Below are 17,531 nucleotides of genomic sequence, written 5' to 3'. Positions count from 1 at the left end.
GACGCGGTCGGATCAGCGCGCGGCGCCCTTGAGCGATCCCTCGACCTGGCCGGCCGGGTCGACGATGATGCACTGGATCACGCGGTCGTTGGCCTGCTCCCACGAGTCCTGGCTGGGGGTGAGCGTGGTCACGTCCAGAGCGGAGTCCTGGTACGAGACGCCGACGAAGGACGTGTACGCGTCGCCGATGCACTCCTCGGACGCGGCGCTGATCGCGTCCTCCGAGTACTCGCCGTCGTCCATCTTGATCTCGTAGAAGACCTCTTCGTCGTGCGGCTCGGAGCACGGCACGACGTTCGCGTCGGTGAGCATCCCGGAGCCGGTCTCGAGCATGCAGTCGCCGAGCTTCACGGAGAAGACGTCGATGTTCGCGCTCTCGGTGACCTGGCCGGTCTCCTCGTCGCGGTCGGCGTCGGCGCGACCGCCGCCGAGGATGCTGTTGATCGCGCTGCAGCCGGTGAGAGCGAGCGAGACGGCGACAGCCGAACCGGTGAGCACGAGTGCGCGACGGGTGCGCGACTTCATCATGGAATTTCCCCTTCAGAGCGTGACGCGGGGCATGCTGAATATCCCCGCCGCGAACACGCTATAGTGCCCGGAGTCTATGACGCAACTTGAAGGATGCTGTGCGCCGGCTGAACGCGATCAGCCTTCGAGGTCGTCGACGCCGGGCAGCCAGCTGGCCCCGGGGCGCCCCCAGCCCCGCTTGCGGGCAATCTTCTGCGTGGTCTTCCAATCGGAGTCCGAGAGGCGATCGATGTAGAGCACGCCGTCGAGGTGGTCGAACTCGTGCTGCATGATGCGAGCGCGCCAGCCGTCCACCTCCAGCGTGACCGGGCCGCCGTCCAGATCGGTCGCCGTCACGCGGACGCGATCGGAGCGACGCAGCGGGAACCGTTCGCCCGGGAAGGACAGGCAGCCCTCCGACTCCAGCTCGGGGTCGGGCGCGCCCGGCTCCGGGGGCGTCATCCACAGCTCCGGATTGATGAGCACACCGCGCCAGGGCTGGTCGTCGTCGTCGACGTAGGAGTACGTGTAGATCCGCAGCGGCACGCCGACCTGAGGGGCGGCGAGGCCGACGCCGGGCGCGGCGTCCATGGTCTCGAACATGTCGGCGACGAGGGTGCGGATCTCGTCGGTGATCGCCTCGACGGGGGAGGCGGGGGAGTGCAGGACGGGATCGCCCATGATGCGAATCGGAAGGACAGCCACGTCACAACCCTAGTCGGCGGCACTCTCCGGGTAGGGTCGTACTGTGAGCGCAGGGGTGTGGATGGGGACGGTCGAGGACGTCGGCGACCAGCTGGTCGGAGCGTTCCAGAACCCCGGCCTCCTCCTGGGGATCCCGCTGGCCCTCGCCGGTGCGGTGTTCATGTCGCTCGGCGCGCAGTACCAGCACCGGGGCGTGGAGAAGGTCGAGCGGCTCAGCGGCTCCGACGGCGCGGCCGGTCTCAGCCTCGATCAGCTCAAGCGCCTGTTCACGCGACCGTCCTGGGTGATCGGGACGCTCATGCTGGGCCTCGCGATCGTCTGCCAGCTCGCAGCGCTCGTCAAGGCGCCGCTGATCGTGGTGCAGCCGCTCGGTGCCATCGCCCTGGTCATCACTACGCTCCTCAACGCCCGCATCTCCGGTCACGCCCCCACGAGGCAGTCCCTCACCGCGATCATCGCCTGCGTCGGCGGCATCTTCCTCTTCGTGTTCTTCGCCGCGATCTACGCCACGGAGAAGGAGGTCACGGACCGCGAGCTGTTCGTCATCCTCGCGATCCTGCTCGTCGTGATCATCGTGCTCGGGGCGTGCTGGCTCATCCTCCGGCATCGGATGCGCGCGCTGTTCTACATCATCGGCGCCGGCATCCTCTACGGCTTCGTCGCCACGCTCGCGAAGGTCATCATCAAGCGCATCGAGGCGGGCCAGTTCGAGTGGATCACCGCGGTCTGCCTGCTCGCGCTGCTCTCGGCGGGTGCCGTGGGTGCGTACTTCGTGCAGACCGCCTACAGCTCCGGTCCGCCCGACCTCGTCATCGCGGGCCTGACGGTGGTCGACCCCATGGTGGCCGTCCTCATCGGCATGCTCGTGCTCGGTGAGGCCGCCGCGGCGCCCTGGTGGGTCTTCATCATCTTCGGCGTCGCCGGCGGCATCGCGGTCTGGGGTGTGGTCGGACTCGCCCGGTTCCATCCGCAGGTCCTCAGCGAGAGCCAGGAGCTCGGCATCACCCGGGGAAGCGATCCCGCCACCCCGCCGGGTGCTCCGGCATCGGGTACGCCGGAGCACCCGGACACGCCTGAGAGGCGCGACCCCGACGCTCAGTAGGCCTGGTCGATGAGGTCGGGGGAGACCTCGGATGCCGCGGCCTCGTCGACGAAGAAGACCGTCCGCTTGCGCCCCTTGGCGCCGGCCGCGGGAACGCTCGTGTAGCTGGCACCGGCGAGGGCGAGGCCCAGCGCCGATGCCTTGTCGGCGCCCGTGAGCACGAGCCAGACCCGCTTGGAGGCGTTCAGCACCGGGCGGGTGAGGGTCACCCGCTCGGGCGGGGGCTTGGGGGAGTCGCGCACCGGGAGCGCCGCGGCATCGGTCACGGTGACCTCTTCGCGGTCCGGGAAGAGCGAGGCGATGTGGCCGTCCGGTCCGACGCCGAGGAAGCACACGGCGAAGGACGGCCAGGGGTGGTCGTCGGTGCCGAAACGGGCGAGCTCGGCGGCGTACGCGGCGGCGGCCTCATCGAGCTCGAGACCGCTGTCGGAGCCGGCGACCTCGTGCACGTTCTCCGCGGGGACGTCGATGTGGTCGAGCAATGCCTCCCGGGACTGGAGGGCGTTGCGGTCCGCGTCGTTCCGTGGCACGTACCGCTCGTCCCCCCACCAGAAGTGCACGAGGGACCAGTCGATCTCGGCGGACCGCGGGTTGTCCCGGACGGCGCGCAGGACGGCACCGCCCATCGACCCGCCCGTCAGCGCGACGTGGGCCAACCGCCCGTTGCGCGTGCGCGCGCGGACGCGGGTGAGGAAGCGATCGGCGACCCGGAGGGCGAGGGCGGTCGGGGTGGCCTCGACCACGACCCGCTTCTCTGCGGACGATCCCGGCATCGAGGTCACTCTCCTGTCTCGGGCGGACCGAGCTTCTCCCAGCCCTCCGTGATCACTCGACCGTACAGGACGTCGGGGTCGAGCCGGCGCAGCTCCTCCGCGAGGCACTCGCGCAGCGTCCGCCGCGGCAGGTGCAGGTCATGGTCGGGCTGGTTCGGCTGGGTGAGCACGGCGACGCCGGGCGACGGGCGCTCGAGGAGGATGTCGCCGGACTCCCGGGTGAGGCGCACCGACTTGATGCCCTCCTGCCAGTGCTCCGGGTCCTCGTACGACCACCGCACCGGGACGTCCAGTGCCATCTGCAGCCACGCGGCGAGCAGCGCGGTGGAGGGCGAGGCGCTCCCGCCCCGGACCTCGACGGCGGTGATGGTCTCGTACGGCGGCTGGTCCAGCACCGCGGCGAGCTGCTCGCGCCAGTGCGTCAGGCGCGTCCAGGCGAGATCGGTGTCACCAGGGGCGTGCGTGCGCCCGAGGAGGGCGAGCCGGTCGCGGACGTCGGGCGAGGTGGCGGCATCGGTGATCCGGCGCTGGGCGATGCGGCCGAGCGGGGAGGTCGCGGGAGAGGTGGGGGCCTCGTCCGGCCACCAGGCCACGACCGGGGCGTCGGGGAGGAGCAGGCCGGTCAGCAGGCTCTCCTCGTTGCTCGCGGCGTCGCCGTGCGCGTGCAGCACGACGACCTCGCTGGCTCCGGCGTCTCCGCCCACGCGGATCTGCGCGTCGAGACGGGACTCGCCGTCGCCGGTGGTCAGCACGATCACGCGCATCGGGTGCTCGCGCGACGCATCGTTCGCGGCGTCGATCGCGGCCTCCGCGACGCCCTTGCGGGCGGCGATGACCAGGGTGAGGACGCGGCCGAGGGCGACGGCGCCGCCCTCCTCGCGCACCTTGACGAGCTGCTTGGCGACCTGGCTGACGGTCGTGTCGGGAAGGTCGATGATCACGGGCGTCTCCAGACTCGTCCGTCGCGGGCCAGCAGGTCGTCGGCCGAGGCCGGTCCCCACGAGCCGGGCGCGTACTGCTCCACCGGACCGCCCTGGGCGGCCCAGTACTTCTCCACCGGGTCGAGGATCTTCCAGGAGAGCTCGACCTCCTCATGCCGCGGGAACAGCGGCGGGTCGCCCAGGAGGACGTCGAGGATCAGACGCTCGTACGCCTCCGGGCTCGCCTCCGTGAACGCGTGGCCGTAGCCGAAGTCCATCGTCACGTCGCGGACGTTCGTGCCGTTGCCCGGCACCTTCGAGCCGAAGCGGATCGTGACGCCCTCGTCGGGCTGGACGCGGATCACGAGGGCGTTCTGCCCGAGCTCCGAGGCGTTGCCGCGGCCGAACAGGTGCTGCGGCGCACGGTTGAACACCACCGCGATCTCCGTCACGCGACGGCCGAGGCGCTTGCCCGTCCGCAGGTAGAACGGCACGCCCGCCCAGCGACGGGTGTCGATCTCCAGCTTGATGGCCGCGTAGGTCTCCGTCGTCGACTCGGGGTTCATCCCCTCCTCGTCGAGGAAGCCGGTGACCTTCTCACCGCCCTGCCAGCCGCCGGCGTACTGTCCGCGCGCCGTGGCGAGGGAGAGATCCTCCGGCACGTGCACCGCGGCGAGGACCTTCTCCTTCTCGGCCCGCAGATGCTCGGCGGAGAGGCTGATGGGCTCCTCCATCGCCGTGAGCGCGAGGAGCTGGAGCAGGTGGTTCTGGATGACGTCGCGTGCGGCGCCGATCCCGTCGTAGTACCCGGCACGACCGCCGACGCCGATGTCCTCGGCCATCGTGATCTGCACGTGGTCGACGTAGTTGCGGTTCCAGATCGGCTCGTACAGCTCGTTCGCGAAGCGCAGCGCGAGGATGTTCTGCACCGTCTCCTTGCCGAGGTAGTGGTCGATGCGGAAGATCGAGTCGGCGGGGAACGCCACTTCGAGGGCCGCGTTGAGAGCGCGCGCCGACTCGAGGTCGTGCCCGAACGGCTTCTCGATCACGACGCGCCGCCAGCGCTCGTCGTCGTCCGCGTCCTCGCCCACGAGCCCCGAGTCCTTGAGCTGCTTCGCGACGAGCGGGAAGTCCTTCGGCGGGATCGAGAGGTAGTAGGCGTGGTTGCCCATGGTCCCGCGTTCCACGTCGAGCTTCTCGACGGTCTCCCGCAGCTTGCGGAAGGAGTCGGGGTTGTCGAACTCGCCGGAGACGAACCGGATGCCCTGGAGCAGCTGTGTCCAGGTCTCCTCGCGGAACGGCGTGCGGGCATGCTGCTTCACCGCGTCGTAGACGACCTGGGCGAAGTCCTGGTCCTCCCAGTCGCGGCGGGCGAAGCCCACGAGCGCGAACCCCGGAGGCAGGAGCCCCCGGTTCGCGAGGTCGTAGACCGCCGGCATGAGCTTCTTGCGGGACAGATCACCCGTCACGCCGAAGATCACGAGGGCGCTGGGCCCCGCGATCCTGTTGAGACGACGATCGTCGGGGTCGCGCAGCGGGTTGTGCCCGCGCGAGATGGGTACAGACATCGGTGGGGGCTCTCCTGCGGTTACTTCTGTGCGGCTTCGAAGAGGGTGAGCACGTCGTCCGAGGACTCGGTGATCGTCAGCGAGACGACGGGCCGTCCGTGCTCCGCGAGCACACCCGCGTCACCGGCCGCCTGCGCCTGGATGAGCTGCCCGAACGTGAACGGGCGGTCGGGGATCTCGAGATCCACGTCCGTGCGCTCCAGGATCTGCAGGAACACGCCCTGGGCGGGGCCGCCCTTGTGGTACTGGCCCGTGGAGTGCAGGAAGCGCGGTCCCCATCCGAACGTGGTCGGACGCCCCGAGTCGGCGGCGACCAGCTCGCGCAGGCCCTGGAGCTGCGGCACCTCGAGGCGGTTGACGTAGGCCTGGATGGACACGTAGCCGTCGGTGGGGAGCTGGGCCCACAGGGCGTCCAGCACGCCTTCGACGGTGCCCGACACGGCGAGGGCGGGATCGGAGACCCGCACCTCGACGCCGTTCTCGACGAACGCGGGCGCCGTCGGCTCCGGGCGGGCGTCGAGCAGGCCCCGGGCGGCGACCTTGGCCGACTCGACGTCGGGCTGGTCGAACGGGTTGATGCCGAGGAGGTGCCCGGCGATGGCCGTCGCGTACTCCCAGACGATGAACTGCGCGCCGAGCGTGCCGCTGACGAGGATCTCGCCCTCGTGCCGCTCGTGCAGGTGGAACTCGTTGGCGTCGTCGACGAGGCGCACGATCTGGAGGTCGGCGGGGACCGGGTCGAGCTCCGGCGAGACCGGGAGCAGGACGACCGGGAGGATGCCGGTGCCCTCCTTGCCCGTGGACTCGGCGATCAGCTGCTCGATCCAGTCCGGCAGCCCCTTGATGTGCGTGCCGTCGGTGATCAGGCCCAGCTTGTCGCGGCGGGGGCTCGTGGCGGCGATCGCGGCCCCGAGACGAAGCGCGGGGTTGTCGGCGGAGTCCACGGCCACCTCGAGCAGGGAGGCCTCGGCCTCGTCGAGGAGCTCGTCGATGTCGACGCCGGCGAGTCCCGACGGCACGAGGCCGAAGGCGGTCAGCGCCGAGTAGCGGCCGCCCACGTTCGGGTCGGCGTTGAAGACCCGGTAGCCGGCCTCGCGCGCGGAGGCGTCGAGCGGCGAACCGGGATCGGTGACCACGACGATCCGCTCGGTGGGGTCGATGCCGAGGTCGCGGAAGGCGGCCTCGAAGGTGCGGCGCTGCGAGTCGGTCTCGACCGTGGAGCCCGACTTCGAGGACACGACGAGGACCGTCTCGGCGAGACCCTCGTCGAGCGCGGCGAGCACCTGTCCCGGGGCGGTGGAGTCGAGGATCGTGAGCGGGACGCCGGACGTCTGCGCGATCACCTCGGGAGCGAGCGAGGAGCCGCCCATCCCGGCGAGGACCACGCGGGTGACGCCCTTCGCCGCGAGCTCCTCGCGCAGTGCGACGATCTCCGCGACCAGCGGGCGGGAGACCGAGACGGCCTGGACCCAGCCGAGCCGGACCGACGCCTCGGCCTCGGCGGCCGGACCCCAGAGCGTGGCGTCGCCACCGGTAATGCGGGAGGCGACGAGGTCGTGGACCAGGGCCGGCACGGTCTCCTCGATGGCGACGCGCGCCGCGCCCGATGCGTGGATGGCGAAGGTCATCGCTGTGCCTCCAGAGCCTCGGTGACCTGCGCGAGCAGGTCGTGCCAGGAGTCGATGAACTTCGCGACCCCCTCCTCCTCGAGCACCTCGGTCACCGCGTCGAAGTCGACGCCCACCTCGGCGAGCCCGGCGAAGACCTCGCGGGCCTCCTCGTAGCCGCCGGTGATGGTGTCTCCGGTGACGACGGCGTGGTCGAACGTCGCCTCGAGGGTCTTCTCCGGCATCGTGTTCACGACGCCGTCCGCGACCAGTTCGGTCACGTACAGCGTGTCGGGGAGGTTCGGGTCCTTGACGCCGGTGGACGCCCACAGCGGGCGCTGGACGTTGGCGCCGGCGGCGAGGAGATCCTGCGCGCGCTTCTCGGCGAACGTCTTCTCGAAGAGCTCGTAAGCCAGTCGGGCGTTCGCGAGGCCCGCCTTGCTCTTCAGTGCGGCGGCCGCGTCCGTTCCGATCGCGCTCAGGCGCTTGTCCGTCTCCGTGTCGACCCGGGAGACGAAGAACGAGGCCACGGAGTGGATGGTGGACAGATCGATGCCCGCCTCCTTGGCGCGCTCGAGTCCCGTGAGGTACGCCTCGATGACCTCGGCGTAGCGCTCCAGGCTGAAGATGAGGGTCACGTTGACGCTGATGCCGTTCGCGATCGCCTCGGTGATGGCCGGGAGCCCCGCCTTGGTCGCCGGGATCTTCACGAGGAGGTTGGGGCGGTCGATCCGGTCCCAGAGCTCCTTGGCCTGCGCCACGGTGCCGTCGGTGTCGTGGGCGAGGTCGGGGGAGACCTCGATCGACACGCGTCCGTCGACGTGGCCGGACTCCTCCCACACCGGGCGGAAGACGTCGAGCGCGGCACGGACGTCCTGGGTCGTCGCGGCGAACACCGCGTCCTCGGCCGAGGCTCCGGACGCGGCGAGCTCGGTGACCTGCGCGTCGTAGGACGTGTCGTTCTTGTCCGTGATCGCGTTCGCGAAGATGGTCGGGTTCGTGGTGACGCCCACGACGTTGCGCGACGCGATCAGCTCGGCGAGGTTGCCGGAGGAGATCCGGGTGCGCGAGAGGTCGTCGAGCCAGATGCTGACGCCGGCGGCGGCGAGCTGGGCGGTGGGGGTGCTCATGCGTTCTCCTTGATGGTCTCGCGGGCGGCCGCGACGACGGCCTCGGTGGTGATGCCGAACTTCTCGAAGAGGGTCTTGTAGTCGGCGGAGGCGCCGAAGTGGTCGATGCCGACCGACCGGCCGCGGTCGCCGACGATGCCGCGCCACGTGAGCACGGAACCGGCCTCGACCGAGACGCGGGCGGTGACGGACGACGGCAGCACGCTCTCGCGGTAGGCCTCGTCCTGCTCCGCGAACCACTCCAGCGAGGGGGCGGAGACCACGCGGACGTTCACGCCCTCGCCGGCGAGCACCTCGCGGGCGTTCACCGCGAGCTGCACCTCGGAGCCGGTGGCCACGATGATGACGTCCGGAGTGCCGTTCGGCGCCTCGGCCAGGACGTAGGCGCCCTTGGCGGCCTGGGCGGCGGAGGCGAAGGTGTCGCCCGAGGCCTCGCCCTCGCCGCGCGGGAACACCGGGATGTTCTGGCGGGTCAGCGCGATGCCGGCCGGGCCCTCGTGGCGCCGGAGGATCTCGAGCCACACGGCGGCGGTCTCGTTGGCGTCCGCCGGGCGGACGACGGCCAGGTTCGGGATCGCGCGCAGCGTCGCGAGCTGCTCGATCGGCTGGTGCGTCGGGCCGTCCTCGCCGAGGGCGACGGAGTCGTGCGTCCAGACGAAGACGCTCGGCACGTTCATCAGCGCGGCCAGGCGCACGGCCGGACGCATGTAGTCGCTGAAGATGAGGAACGTGCCCCCGAAGGCGCGCGTGGGCCCGTGCAGCACGATGCCGTTGACGATCGCGCCCATGGCGTGCTCACGGATGCCGAAGTGCAGCACCCGGCCGTACGGGGTGCCCGACCACTCGTGGGTCGACCACTCGGCGGGGATGAACGACGGCGCGTCCTTGATCGTCGTGAGGTTCGACTCGGCGAGGTCGGCGGAGCCGCCCCAGAGCTCGGGGAGCTGCGCGGCCAGCGCGTTGATGACCTGGCCGGACGCGGCGCGGGTCGAGACGTCCTTGCCGGCCTCGAAGACGGGGAGCGCGTCGGCGATGTCGGCGGGGAGCTCGTGGGCCTCGACACGGTCGAGCAGGGCCTTGCGCTCGGGGTTGGCGGCCGCCCAGGCATCGAACGACTCCTGCCAGGCGGCGCGGGCCTCGGCGGCGCGCTCCGCGAGGCCGCGCGTGCGCTCCAGCACCTCGTCGGCGACGACGAAGGTCTGCTCCGGGTCGAACCCGAGGACCTTCTTGGTGGCGGCGAGCTCGTCGGCTCCGAGCGCCGATCCGTGGATCTTCCCGGTGTTCTGCTTGCCGGGAGCCGGCCAGCCGATGATGGTCTTGAGGATGATGAGCGACGGCTTGTCGGTCTCGCCCTTGGCCGCCTCGATCGCGGCGTGGAGCTCGGCGACGTCCTCCACGTACTCGCCGGTCTTCTTCCAGTCCACGGTCTGCACATGCCAGCCGTAGGCCTCGTAGCGAGCGGCGACGTCCTCGGTGAAGGCGACGTTCGTGTCGTCCTCGATGGAGATCTGGTTCGAGTCGTAGATCGCGATGAGGTTGCCGAGCTGCTGGTGGCCGGCGAGCGAGGAGGCCTCGCTGGTGACGCCCTCCTGCAGGTCGCCGTCGCCCGCGATCACGTAGACGAAGTGGTCGAACGGGCTCGTGCCCGCTGCGGCCTCGGGGTCGAAGAGGCCGCGCTCGTACCGGGCGGCGTACGCGAAGCCGACCGCCGAGGCGAGGCCCTGGCCCAGCGGGCCCGTGGTGATCTCGACGCCCTTGGTGTGGCCGTACTCGGGGTGGCCGGGGGTCTTCGAGCCCCAGGTGCGGAGTGCCTTGAGGTCGTCGAGCTCGAGCCCGAAACCGCCCAGGTAGAGCTGCACGTACTGCGTCAGCGACGAGTGGCCGACCGACAGGATGAAGCGGTCGCGGCCGAGCCAGTCGGTGTCGGTCGGGTCATGCCGCAGCACCCGCTGGTAGAGCAGATAGGCGGCGGGAGCCAGACTCATCGCCGTGCCGGGATGACCGTTGCCGACCTTCTCGACCGCATCGGCCGCCAGGATCCGGGCGGTGTCCACCGCGCGTCGATCGATCTCGTCCCACTGCAATTCCGACACGTTCATGCCCTTTCCGACAGTTTCGAGGGCGCCGGTATTCCCTGGCGCATCCGCAACTTCCCTGGCGCATCCCGCATCGTCCGGGAGACGGGCGGGGTTGTGCGCAGCACCGGGCGCGCGAGTGCTCTCAGCATAGCGGGGACGGTCCCGGCGACTGAGGGGTGGAAGGCGCGGAACGCGTCACGGCGTGTCATACACTGGAGAGGTTGTCCGGTAACGCGCGCGGAGGAGGCGATCGAGATCTCGACGATGTCTGATCAGACCGTACGGAAGTCGTCCATCGGTCGCACGGTGAGCGCCTACGTCACTCTGACGAAGCCCCGGGTCCTCGAACTCCTCCTCGTCTCGACCGTTCCGGTCATGTTCCTCGCGCAGGGCGGACTGCCCGATCTCTGGCTGGTCCTCGCGACGGTCATCGGCGGATCGATGAGCGCCGGTTCGGCGGGCGCGTTCAACATGTACCTCGACCGCGACATCGACGCGCACATGCACCGCACGGAGAACCGGCCGCTCGTGACCGGCGAGGTCAGCCCGCGTGGCGCCCTGATCTTCTCGTGGACGCTCGCGATCGTGTCGACCGTGTGGCTCTGGTTCACCACGAACCCGCTCACGGCGATCCTGTCGGCCTCCGCGATCTTCTTCTACGTCGTGATCTACACGATGATCCTCAAGCGCCGCACCGAGCAGAACATCATCTGGGGCGGAATCGCGGGGTGCTTCCCGGTCCTCATCGGCTGGTCCGCCGTCACCGGTTCGCTCGACTGGCCGGCCTTCATCCTCTTCCTGCTCGTCTTCCTCTGGACGCCGCCGCACTACTGGCCGCTGTCCATGAAGTACAAGGACGACTACGACGATGTCGACGTGCCCATGCTCGGCGTCACCCGCAACGCGTCGCAGGTCGGCCTGCAGGTCATCCTGTACGCGTGGGCCACGGTCGCCTGCTCGCTGCTGCTCGTGCCGATCGCCGGCATGGGCCTCGTCTACACCGTCTCCGCCCTGGTGTTCGGCGGCTGGTTCATCTATGAGTCGCACCGCCTGTATAACCAGGCAGTGCGGGGGACCGAGGCGCGGCCGATGCGAGTCTTCCACGCCTCGATCACTTACCTGACGCTGCTGTTCGTCGCCGTGGCGATCGACCCGCTGCTGCCCTTCTGATCCTCGTCGGCCTGGGGCTCGTCAGCCTGAGGCTCCGCATCGACCTGCGGCTCTGCGAACTCGGCATCGGCGGTCCGGAGAGCGGGCTCGTCGCGCGGGACTGAGACCGTCTCGATCGTCTCGTCCTGGATGCTCGGCGCCTCGTGCTCGACGACCGGCGCGGCGGTGACGGGGGTGGCGACGAGCGTGCGCGCGGCGACGAGGCCGAGCGACAGGAGCAGGCCCACCAGGCCCGCGCCGAGGACGACCGCGCCGACGACGACGAGCGACTGACCGACGTACACCTCGACACCGGTGGCGGTGCCGTCCATCAGGGTCGTGGTCATCGTGCCGACCTGTCCGGCGATCATCCAGCCGCCGACCCCGACCGCGGCGAGGGAGACGACGATGAGGAGCCAGAACCCGGCGCTGCGGGTGAGTGTCTTGTTCATGTCGACCACGATGGTCGATGCGGTGATGAGCGCCCGGTGCGCGCGCTATGGATCGTCTGTGCGGCAGGTCAATCGACGGGGGCGGGTACGACGGACGCGGTGCGCTTGAGGTGCAGCACGACGACCGTGTAGGTCGCGGCCGACAGCGATGCAAGGACCATGTGGATGCCCACGAGCACGGGCGGCAGCCCCTCCCGCGCCTGCCAGACGCCGACGGCCACCTGCACGAGGATCGCGATGACGAGCACGAGCAGCCACCGCCGGGGCTCGAGGCGCAGGACCCAGGCGGACACCGTCAGGAAGAGCACGAGGGCGGCCAGGATGTAGCCCGGCCAGGAGTGGACGTGGGCGAGGACCGTGGCGTCGAAGCCGCGGCGAAGCACGTCGGCGTCGCCCGAGTGCGGGCCCGATCCGGTCGTCAGCACGCCGAACAGGATGGTCACGGCGAGGGCGAGGCCGGTGACGTGCGTCACGATCGCGAACCAGGTGGGGACGGCCCGCTCGCGCGGTCCTTCCGGAGTCGCCAGCCGCACGAGGAACGCGGCGGTGATGCAGACGAGCAGGAGCGACGACGTGTAGTGGAACCCGACGATGAAGGGGTTCAGGCCGGTGAGCACGGTGATGCCGCCGACCAGGGCCTGTGCGACGACGCCGATCAGCACGAGCCAGGCGAGGAGGACGAGATCCCGCCGGGCGGGCGTCGTGCGCACCGAGTGGACCGCCGCCGCGATCACCGCGACCAGGAGGACGGCGGACGCGACGGGGAACGCCGGGAAGTCGGTGAGCGAGACCAGGGCGAAGGCGACGGCCGCGCCGGCGAGACCGCCGACGGCGAACCACAGGGCGTCGATGAGCGCCCGGCGGCCGCTGATGGTGTGCAGGACGAGCAGGACGACGGCGATCGCGATGATCCCGACGACGCCGGTCATCAGCCGGTTGCCGAACTCGATCATCCCGTGGATGCCCTGCACCTCGACGATCGGGACGAGCGACTCGGGCGTGCACAGCGGCCACTCGGTGCAGCCGAGGCCGGATCCAGTCAGCCGCACGGCGCCGCCGGTGCCGATGATGATCGTCTCGCTGAGGAACGACAGCCACGCGAAGACGGTGAGCGCACGACCCCACACCGCGGAGCGGGGGGAGGCGGTCGCCCCGGTCATCGAGGGGGCGGGGATGGTCGTCTCGGGCATAAGTCCTCCGGCCCGTCGAAGACGTGGCGCACGGCCCGTCCGTCAGGCGGAACCTGTAGAATCGGATTGTTGCGATGAGCGCTGACAGCGCTGAAGCATCGTCAACAGTTTAGGCGCGATGGAAGCGCCCGTGATGAGGGCCCCACCAACGGCACCCGCTCCCGCAGACTCGACGGGGATCAGGTGTGTCGGGGCGGATGACACCGTTTGGGACCTGTGAGGAGAGTGTTGCATGTCGGATGTGCTGATCGACCGCCCGGAGCTCGATGGTCTGGGGGTGTACGAATTCGGCTGGCACGATGAGGATGCCGCGGGTGCCGTCGCGAAACGCGGGATCTCGGAAGAGGTCGTCCGCGGGATCTCGGCCCTCAAGAACGAGCCGGAATGGATGCTGAAGACCCGTCTCAAGGGCTATCAGCTCTTCGGCCGCAAGCCGATGCCGACCTGGGGTGCCGACCTCAGCGACATCGACTTCGACAACATCAAGTACTTCGTCCGCTCCACCGAGAAGCAGGCGCAGAGCTGGGAAGACCTCCCCGAGGAGATCCGCGAGACGTACGAGCGCCTGGGCATCCCCGAGGCCGAGCGTCAGCGCCTCGTCGCCGGCGTCGCCGCGCAGTACGAGTCCGAGGTCGTGTACCACCAGATCCGCGAGGACCTGGAGGCCCAGGGCGTCATTTTCATGGACACCGACACCGCCCTGCGCGAGCACCCCGAGTTCTTCGAGGAGTACTTCGGCACGGTCATCCCCGCGGGCGACAACAAATTCGCCGCGCTGAACACCGCCGTCTGGTCGGGCGGCTCGTTCGTCTACGTCCCCAAGGGCGTGCACGTCGAGATCCCGCTGCAGGCCTACTTCCGGATCAACACCGAGAACATGGGCCAGTTCGAGCGGACCCTGATCATCGCCGACGAGGACAGCTACGTCCACTACATCGAGGGCTGCACGGCCCCGATCTACAAGTCGGACTCCCTGCACTCGGCCGTCGTCGAGATCATCGTGAAGAAGAACGCCCGCGTGCGCTACACGACGATCCAGAACTGGTCGAACAACGTCTACAACCTGGTCACCAAGCGCGCCGTGGCGCACGAGGGCGCGACCATGGAGTGGGTCGACGGCAACATCGGCTCCAAGGTGACGATGAAGTACCCGTCGATCTACCTGATGGGTGAGCACGCCAAGGGCGAGACCCTCTCCGTCGCCTTCGCCGGCCCCGGCCAGCACCAGGACGCCGGCGCGAAGATGATCCACATGGCGCCGTACACGCAGTCGTCGATCGTCTCGAAGTCGATCGCCCGCGGCGGTGGCCGTGCCGGCTACCGCGGCGAGGTCCGTGTCGACGCCGCCGCCCATCACTCGGCGAACACCGTCCGCTGCGACGCGCTGCTCGTCGACACCAAGTCCCGGTCCGACACCTACCCGGCGATCGACATCCGTGTCGACGACGTGCAGCTCGGCCACGAGGCCACGGTCTCCAAGGTCAGCGAGGAGCAGCTCTTCTACCTGCAGTCCCGCGGCATGCCCGAGGACGAGGCGATGGCGATGATCGTGCGCGGCTTCATCGAGCCGATCGCGCGCGAGCTGCCGATGGAGTACGCGATGGAACTGAACAAGCTCATCGAGATGGGCATGGAAGGATCGGTCGGCTAAATGGCGGCCTCGACGACAGCGCCCAGCGAGGCGCAGCACACGAACGCGCACATCGACCCGGCCGCCCAGGTGGCGGACGCCGGATTCGTCCCGGTGCAGACCCGCTCCGAGCGTCCGCACTCGTTCGACCCGGACGACTTCGGCACGCCGACCGGTCGCGAGGTGAACTGGAAGCACACGCCGGTGGCCGCGCTCACGCCGCTGTTCCGCACTGCGGAGGGCGAGGACGGCGTGCAGTACTCCTTCACGTCCGGCGAGCAGTACGTCGCCGCACCGCTCACGGCGGGCACCGCTCCGCGCGGTGAGGTCTTCCTCGCCGAGGACATCACCGCCGCCGTCGCGTGGCAGGGCGCCTCCGAGGCCCTGCACATCCGCATCCCGCGCGAGGAGGAGGTCGCGGCGCCGATCTTCCTGTCGCTCACGGGCGCCGGTGCCGACCGCCGGGCGGACGCCCACATCGTGATCGAGGCCCTCGAGCACAGCGCCGCCACGGTGGTGCTGCAGCACAAGGGCTCGGCGCAGTACGCCCAGAACGTCGAGATCATCGTCCGCGACGGGGCGAAGCTCACCGTCGTCTCCGTGCAGCAGTGGGACGACGACGCCGTGCACGCGGCCGCCCACCAGGCGCGGGTCGCGGCCGACGCCACCCTCAAGCACTTCGTCGTGAGCTTCGGCGGCGGCGTGGTGCGCGTGAACCCGAGCGTCGAGCTCGCCGGCGCCGGCTCCGAGGGCTACCTCTACGGGCTTTCCTACGCCGACTCCGGTCAGCACCTGGAGAGCCAGGTGTACCTGCACCACAAGGGCCCGCACACGACCGGCGACGTGCTCTACAAGGGCGCGCTGCAGGGCGAGAGCGCCCACAGCGTGTGGATCGGCGACGTGCTGATCGGGGCGGACGCCACCGGCACCGACTCCTACGAGGCCAACCGCAACCTGGTGCTCACGGAGGGCGCACGCGCCGACTCCATCCCGAACCTCGAGATCGAGACGGGCGACATCGTCGGCGCCGGGCACGCGAGTGCCACCGGCCGCTTCGACGACGAGCAGCTCTTCTATCTCCAGGCCCGCGGCATCCCGGAGGACGAGGCCCGCCGACTGGTGGTGCTCGGCTTCCTCACCGACATCGTGCTGCGCCTCGGCATCCCCGACCTGGAGTCGGAGCTGCTGGCCGCCATCGAGGCCGAGCTCGCCGAGGTGGACGCGTGACCGCGCAGCGCGTCTGCGGCGTCTCCGAGCTGGAGCAGGACACGCCGCTGCGCGTCGAGCCGGACGGTGTGCCGATCACGGTCATCAAGGACGGCGAGGGCGTCATCCACGCCATCGGCGACACCTGCACCCACGGCGACATCTCGCTGTCCGAGGGCTTCGTGGAAGGTGACACGGTGGAGTGCTGGGCCCATGGCTCGGCCTTCTCCCTGATCACCGGCAAGCCCCAGAATCTCCCCGCATATGAGCCCGTCCCGGTCTACGTCGTCGAGATCGACGGCGACGACGTGCTCATCGATCCCGCTGTGACGAAGGAAGTCTGAAGAATGTCTGTTCTCGAGATCCGCGACCTGCATGTGACGGTCGAGACCGAGGCGGGGACCACCCCGATCCTCAACGGAATCACCCTCACCATGAACACCGGTGAGACCCACGCCATCATGGGCCCCAACGGCTCCGGCAAGTCCACCCTGGCCTACACGATCGCCGGCCACCCGAAGTACACGGTCACCTCCGGCTCCATCACCTTCGACGGTGAGGACGTCCTGGCGATGAGCGTCGACGAGCGCGCCCGCGCCGGTCTGTTCCTCGCCATGCAGTACCCGGTCGAGATCCCCGGCGTGACCGTGACGAACTTCCTGCGCACCGCGAAGACCGCGCTCGACGGCGAGGCGCCCTCGATCCGGCAGTGGACCAAGGACGTCAAGGAGTCCATGGCCAACCTCCGCATGGACCCGAAGTTCGCGCAGCGCAACGTCAACGAGGGCTTCTCGGGCGGCGAGAAGAAGCGCCACGAGATCCTCCAGCTCGAGGTGCTCAAGCCGAAGTTCGCCGTGCTCGACGAGACCGACTCCGGCCTCGACGTGGACGCGCTGAAGATCGTCTCCGAGGGTGTCAACCGCGCGAAGGAGTCCACCGGCCTCGGTGTGCTGCTCATCACGCACTACACCCGGATCCTCCGCTACATCCGCCCCGACTACGTGCACGTGGTCGTCGCGGGCAAGATCGTCGAGGAGGGCGGCCCCGAGCTCGCCGACCGTCTGGAGAACGAGGGCTACGACCGATTCCTCGACCCCTCCGCTCCCATCGAGGCGTAGGCTGATCGCATGACAGCGACCCTGACGGACGAGAAGTACGACGCGGTCACCGAGGCTCTCAAGGACGTGATGGATCCTGAGCTCGGGATCAACGTCGTCGACCTCGGACTCATCTACGACCTCGCCTGGGATGACGAGAACGACGCTCTCGTCATCCACATGACGCTGACCAGCGCGGGCTGCCCGCTCACGGATGTCCTCGAAGACCAGACGGCGCAGGCCCTCGACAACGTCGTGGACCGCTTCCGCATCAACTGGGTGTGGATGCCGCCGTGGGGACCCGAGCGGATCACGGACGACGGGCGCGACATGATGCGTGCGCTCGGTTTCGCGATCTGAGCGTTCCGGTCACCTGACCACCAGACGAAGCGGGCGTGCCGGGCACGCCCGCTTCGA

The 17,531-nt window shown here is 69.6% G+C and carries 17 protein-coding genes; 7 read left to right on the top strand and 10 right to left on the bottom strand.

What is annotated here, in order from left to right; translation table 11 throughout:
* Positions 1–12: 12 nt before the first annotated feature.
* Together B7W94_RS16510 and def are read right to left on the bottom strand one after the other, a co-directional pair.
* The gene (locus tag B7W94_RS16510; RefSeq protein ID WP_025103663.1) at positions 13–528 is read right to left on the bottom strand and encodes a septum formation family protein; all 516 of its coding nucleotides are present in this window, start codon (positions 526–528) and stop codon (positions 13–15) included.
* Positions 529–645: 117 nt separating this feature from the next.
* Positions 646–1,212, bottom strand: coding sequence for a peptide deformylase (def, locus tag B7W94_RS16505; RefSeq protein ID WP_025103662.1), 567 nt, complete (start codon positions 1,210–1,212; stop codon positions 646–648).
* 61 nt (positions 1,213–1,273) lie between these two features.
* On the opposite strand from def, the gene B7W94_RS16500 reads away from it, so the two are divergent.
* A complete protein-coding gene (locus tag B7W94_RS16500) occupies positions 1,274–2,314 on the top strand; it encodes a DMT family transporter (protein ID WP_085607715.1) in 1,041 nt (346 codons plus the stop codon).
* Here B7W94_RS16500 and pgl read toward each other — a convergent pair.
* Genes pgl through tkt form a run of 6 tightly spaced genes read right to left on the bottom strand, consistent with a single transcriptional unit; the run spans position 2,308 to position 10,405 of the window.
* Positions 2,308–3,087 carry a 6-phosphogluconolactonase gene (pgl, locus tag B7W94_RS16495; RefSeq protein ID WP_172400142.1) on the bottom strand — a complete coding sequence of 260 codons (780 nt, stop codon included), beginning with the start codon at positions 3,085–3,087 and terminating at the stop codon, positions 2,308–2,310. The genes B7W94_RS16500 and pgl overlap by 7 nt on opposite strands.
* Before the next feature lie 5 nt (positions 3,088–3,092).
* On the bottom strand, positions 3,093–4,028 hold the full coding sequence (locus B7W94_RS16490) for a glucose-6-phosphate dehydrogenase assembly protein OpcA (protein WP_025103659.1): 936 nt from the start codon (positions 4,026–4,028) through the stop codon (positions 3,093–3,095).
* Positions 4,025–5,575, bottom strand: a complete 1,551-nt coding sequence (gene zwf, locus B7W94_RS16485; RefSeq protein ID WP_025103658.1) for a glucose-6-phosphate dehydrogenase — start codon at positions 5,573–5,575, stop codon at positions 4,025–4,027. The genes B7W94_RS16490 and zwf overlap by 4 nt, the downstream gene beginning before the upstream one ends.
* A 20-nt stretch (positions 5,576–5,595) precedes the next feature.
* Positions 5,596–7,203, bottom strand: a complete 1,608-nt coding sequence (locus B7W94_RS16480; protein WP_085607711.1) for a glucose-6-phosphate isomerase — start codon at positions 7,201–7,203, stop codon at positions 5,596–5,598.
* Positions 7,200–8,312, bottom strand: a complete 1,113-nt coding sequence (tal, locus tag B7W94_RS16475) for a transaldolase (protein ID WP_062634304.1) — start codon at positions 8,310–8,312, stop codon at positions 7,200–7,202. The genes B7W94_RS16480 and tal overlap by 4 nt, the downstream gene beginning before the upstream one ends.
* A complete protein-coding gene (gene tkt, locus B7W94_RS16470) occupies positions 8,309–10,405 on the bottom strand; it encodes a transketolase (protein WP_025103655.1) in 2,097 nt (698 codons plus the stop codon). Before tkt ends, tal begins: the two co-directional genes overlap by 4 nt.
* 249 nt (positions 10,406–10,654) lie before the next feature.
* On the opposite strand from tkt, the gene B7W94_RS16465 reads away from it, so the two are divergent.
* Positions 10,655–11,560 (top strand): heme o synthase, encoded by a 906-nt coding sequence (locus tag B7W94_RS16465; RefSeq protein ID WP_029989291.1) that lies wholly within the window; start codon positions 10,655–10,657, stop codon positions 11,558–11,560.
* On the opposite strand, the gene B7W94_RS18420 is transcribed toward B7W94_RS16465, so the two are convergent.
* A complete protein-coding gene (locus B7W94_RS18420; RefSeq protein ID WP_025103653.1) occupies positions 11,506–11,991 on the bottom strand; it encodes a hypothetical protein in 486 nt (161 codons plus the stop codon). The genes B7W94_RS16465 and B7W94_RS18420 overlap by 55 nt on opposite strands.
* Positions 11,992–12,059: 68 nt before the next feature.
* The gene (locus B7W94_RS16455) at positions 12,060–13,181 is read right to left on the bottom strand and encodes a COX15/CtaA family protein (RefSeq protein WP_085607709.1); all 1,122 of its coding nucleotides are present in this window, start codon (positions 13,179–13,181) and stop codon (positions 12,060–12,062) included.
* Between the two features lie 232 nt (positions 13,182–13,413).
* Here B7W94_RS16455 and sufB point away from each other — a divergent pair, with 232 nt between their 5' ends.
* Genes sufB through B7W94_RS16430 form a run of 5 tightly spaced genes read left to right on the top strand, consistent with a single transcriptional unit; the run spans position 13,414 to position 17,474 of the window.
* Positions 13,414–14,832 (top strand): Fe-S cluster assembly protein SufB, encoded by a 1,419-nt coding sequence (gene sufB, locus B7W94_RS16450; RefSeq protein WP_025103651.1) that lies wholly within the window; start codon positions 13,414–13,416, stop codon positions 14,830–14,832.
* A complete protein-coding gene (sufD, locus tag B7W94_RS16445) occupies positions 14,833–16,038 on the top strand; it encodes a Fe-S cluster assembly protein SufD (RefSeq protein ID WP_085607707.1) in 1,206 nt (401 codons plus the stop codon).
* Positions 16,035–16,361, top strand: coding sequence for a non-heme iron oxygenase ferredoxin subunit (locus B7W94_RS16440; RefSeq protein ID WP_025103649.1), 327 nt, complete (start codon positions 16,035–16,037; stop codon positions 16,359–16,361). Before sufD ends, B7W94_RS16440 begins: the two co-directional genes overlap by 4 nt.
* A 3-nt stretch (positions 16,362–16,364) precedes the next feature.
* Positions 16,365–17,135 carry a Fe-S cluster assembly ATPase SufC gene (sufC, locus tag B7W94_RS16435; RefSeq protein ID WP_025103648.1) on the top strand — a complete coding sequence of 257 codons (771 nt, stop codon included), beginning with the start codon at positions 16,365–16,367 and terminating at the stop codon, positions 17,133–17,135.
* A gap of 9 nt (positions 17,136–17,144) precedes the next feature.
* Positions 17,145–17,474: a metal-sulfur cluster assembly factor gene (locus tag B7W94_RS16430; protein WP_017202280.1), complete on the top strand. Its 330-nt coding sequence runs from the start codon at positions 17,145–17,147 to the stop codon at positions 17,472–17,474.
* The last annotated feature ends 57 nt before the right edge of the window (positions 17,475–17,531 follow it).

Origin of the sequence: Microbacterium sp. LEMMJ01 (assembly GCF_002114135.1) — a bacterium.
GTDB lineage: Bacteria > Actinomycetota > Actinomycetes > Actinomycetales > Microbacteriaceae > Microbacterium.
The sequence above is the reverse complement of the archived record's forward strand: the minus strand, read 5'-3'. Positions and strand labels throughout refer to the sequence as shown.

Coding starts and splice junctions, on each gene's coding strand:
- B7W94_RS16510 (WP_025103663.1), bottom strand. CDS start 528: ATGATGAAGTCGCGCACCCGTCGCGCACTCGTGCTCACCGGTTCGGCT.
- B7W94_RS16500 (WP_085607715.1), top strand. CDS start 1,274: ATGGGGACGGTCGAGGACGTCGGCGACCAGCTGGTCGGAGCGTTCCAG.
- pgl (WP_172400142.1), bottom strand. CDS start 3,087: ATGCCGGGATCGTCCGCAGAGAAGCGGGTCGTGGTCGAGGCCACCCCG.
- zwf (WP_025103658.1), bottom strand. CDS start 5,575: ATGTCTGTACCCATCTCGCGCGGGCACAACCCGCTGCGCGACCCCGAC.
- B7W94_RS16480 (WP_085607711.1), bottom strand. CDS start 7,203: ATGACCTTCGCCATCCACGCATCGGGCGCGGCGCGCGTCGCCATCGAG.
- tal (WP_062634304.1), bottom strand. CDS start 8,312: ATGAGCACCCCCACCGCCCAGCTCGCCGCCGCCGGCGTCAGCATCTGG.
- B7W94_RS16465 (WP_029989291.1), top strand. CDS start 10,655: ATGTCTGATCAGACCGTACGGAAGTCGTCCATCGGTCGCACGGTGAGC.
- B7W94_RS18420 (WP_025103653.1), bottom strand. CDS start 11,991: ATGAACAAGACACTCACCCGCAGCGCCGGGTTCTGGCTCCTCATCGTC.
- B7W94_RS16455 (WP_085607709.1), bottom strand. CDS start 13,181: ATGCCCGAGACGACCATCCCCGCCCCCTCGATGACCGGGGCGACCGCC.
- sufB (WP_025103651.1), top strand. CDS start 13,414: ATGTCGGATGTGCTGATCGACCGCCCGGAGCTCGATGGTCTGGGGGTG.
- sufD (WP_085607707.1), top strand. CDS start 14,833: ATGGCGGCCTCGACGACAGCGCCCAGCGAGGCGCAGCACACGAACGCG.
- sufC (WP_025103648.1), top strand. CDS start 16,365: ATGTCTGTTCTCGAGATCCGCGACCTGCATGTGACGGTCGAGACCGAG.
- B7W94_RS16430 (WP_017202280.1), top strand. CDS start 17,145: ATGACAGCGACCCTGACGGACGAGAAGTACGACGCGGTCACCGAGGCT.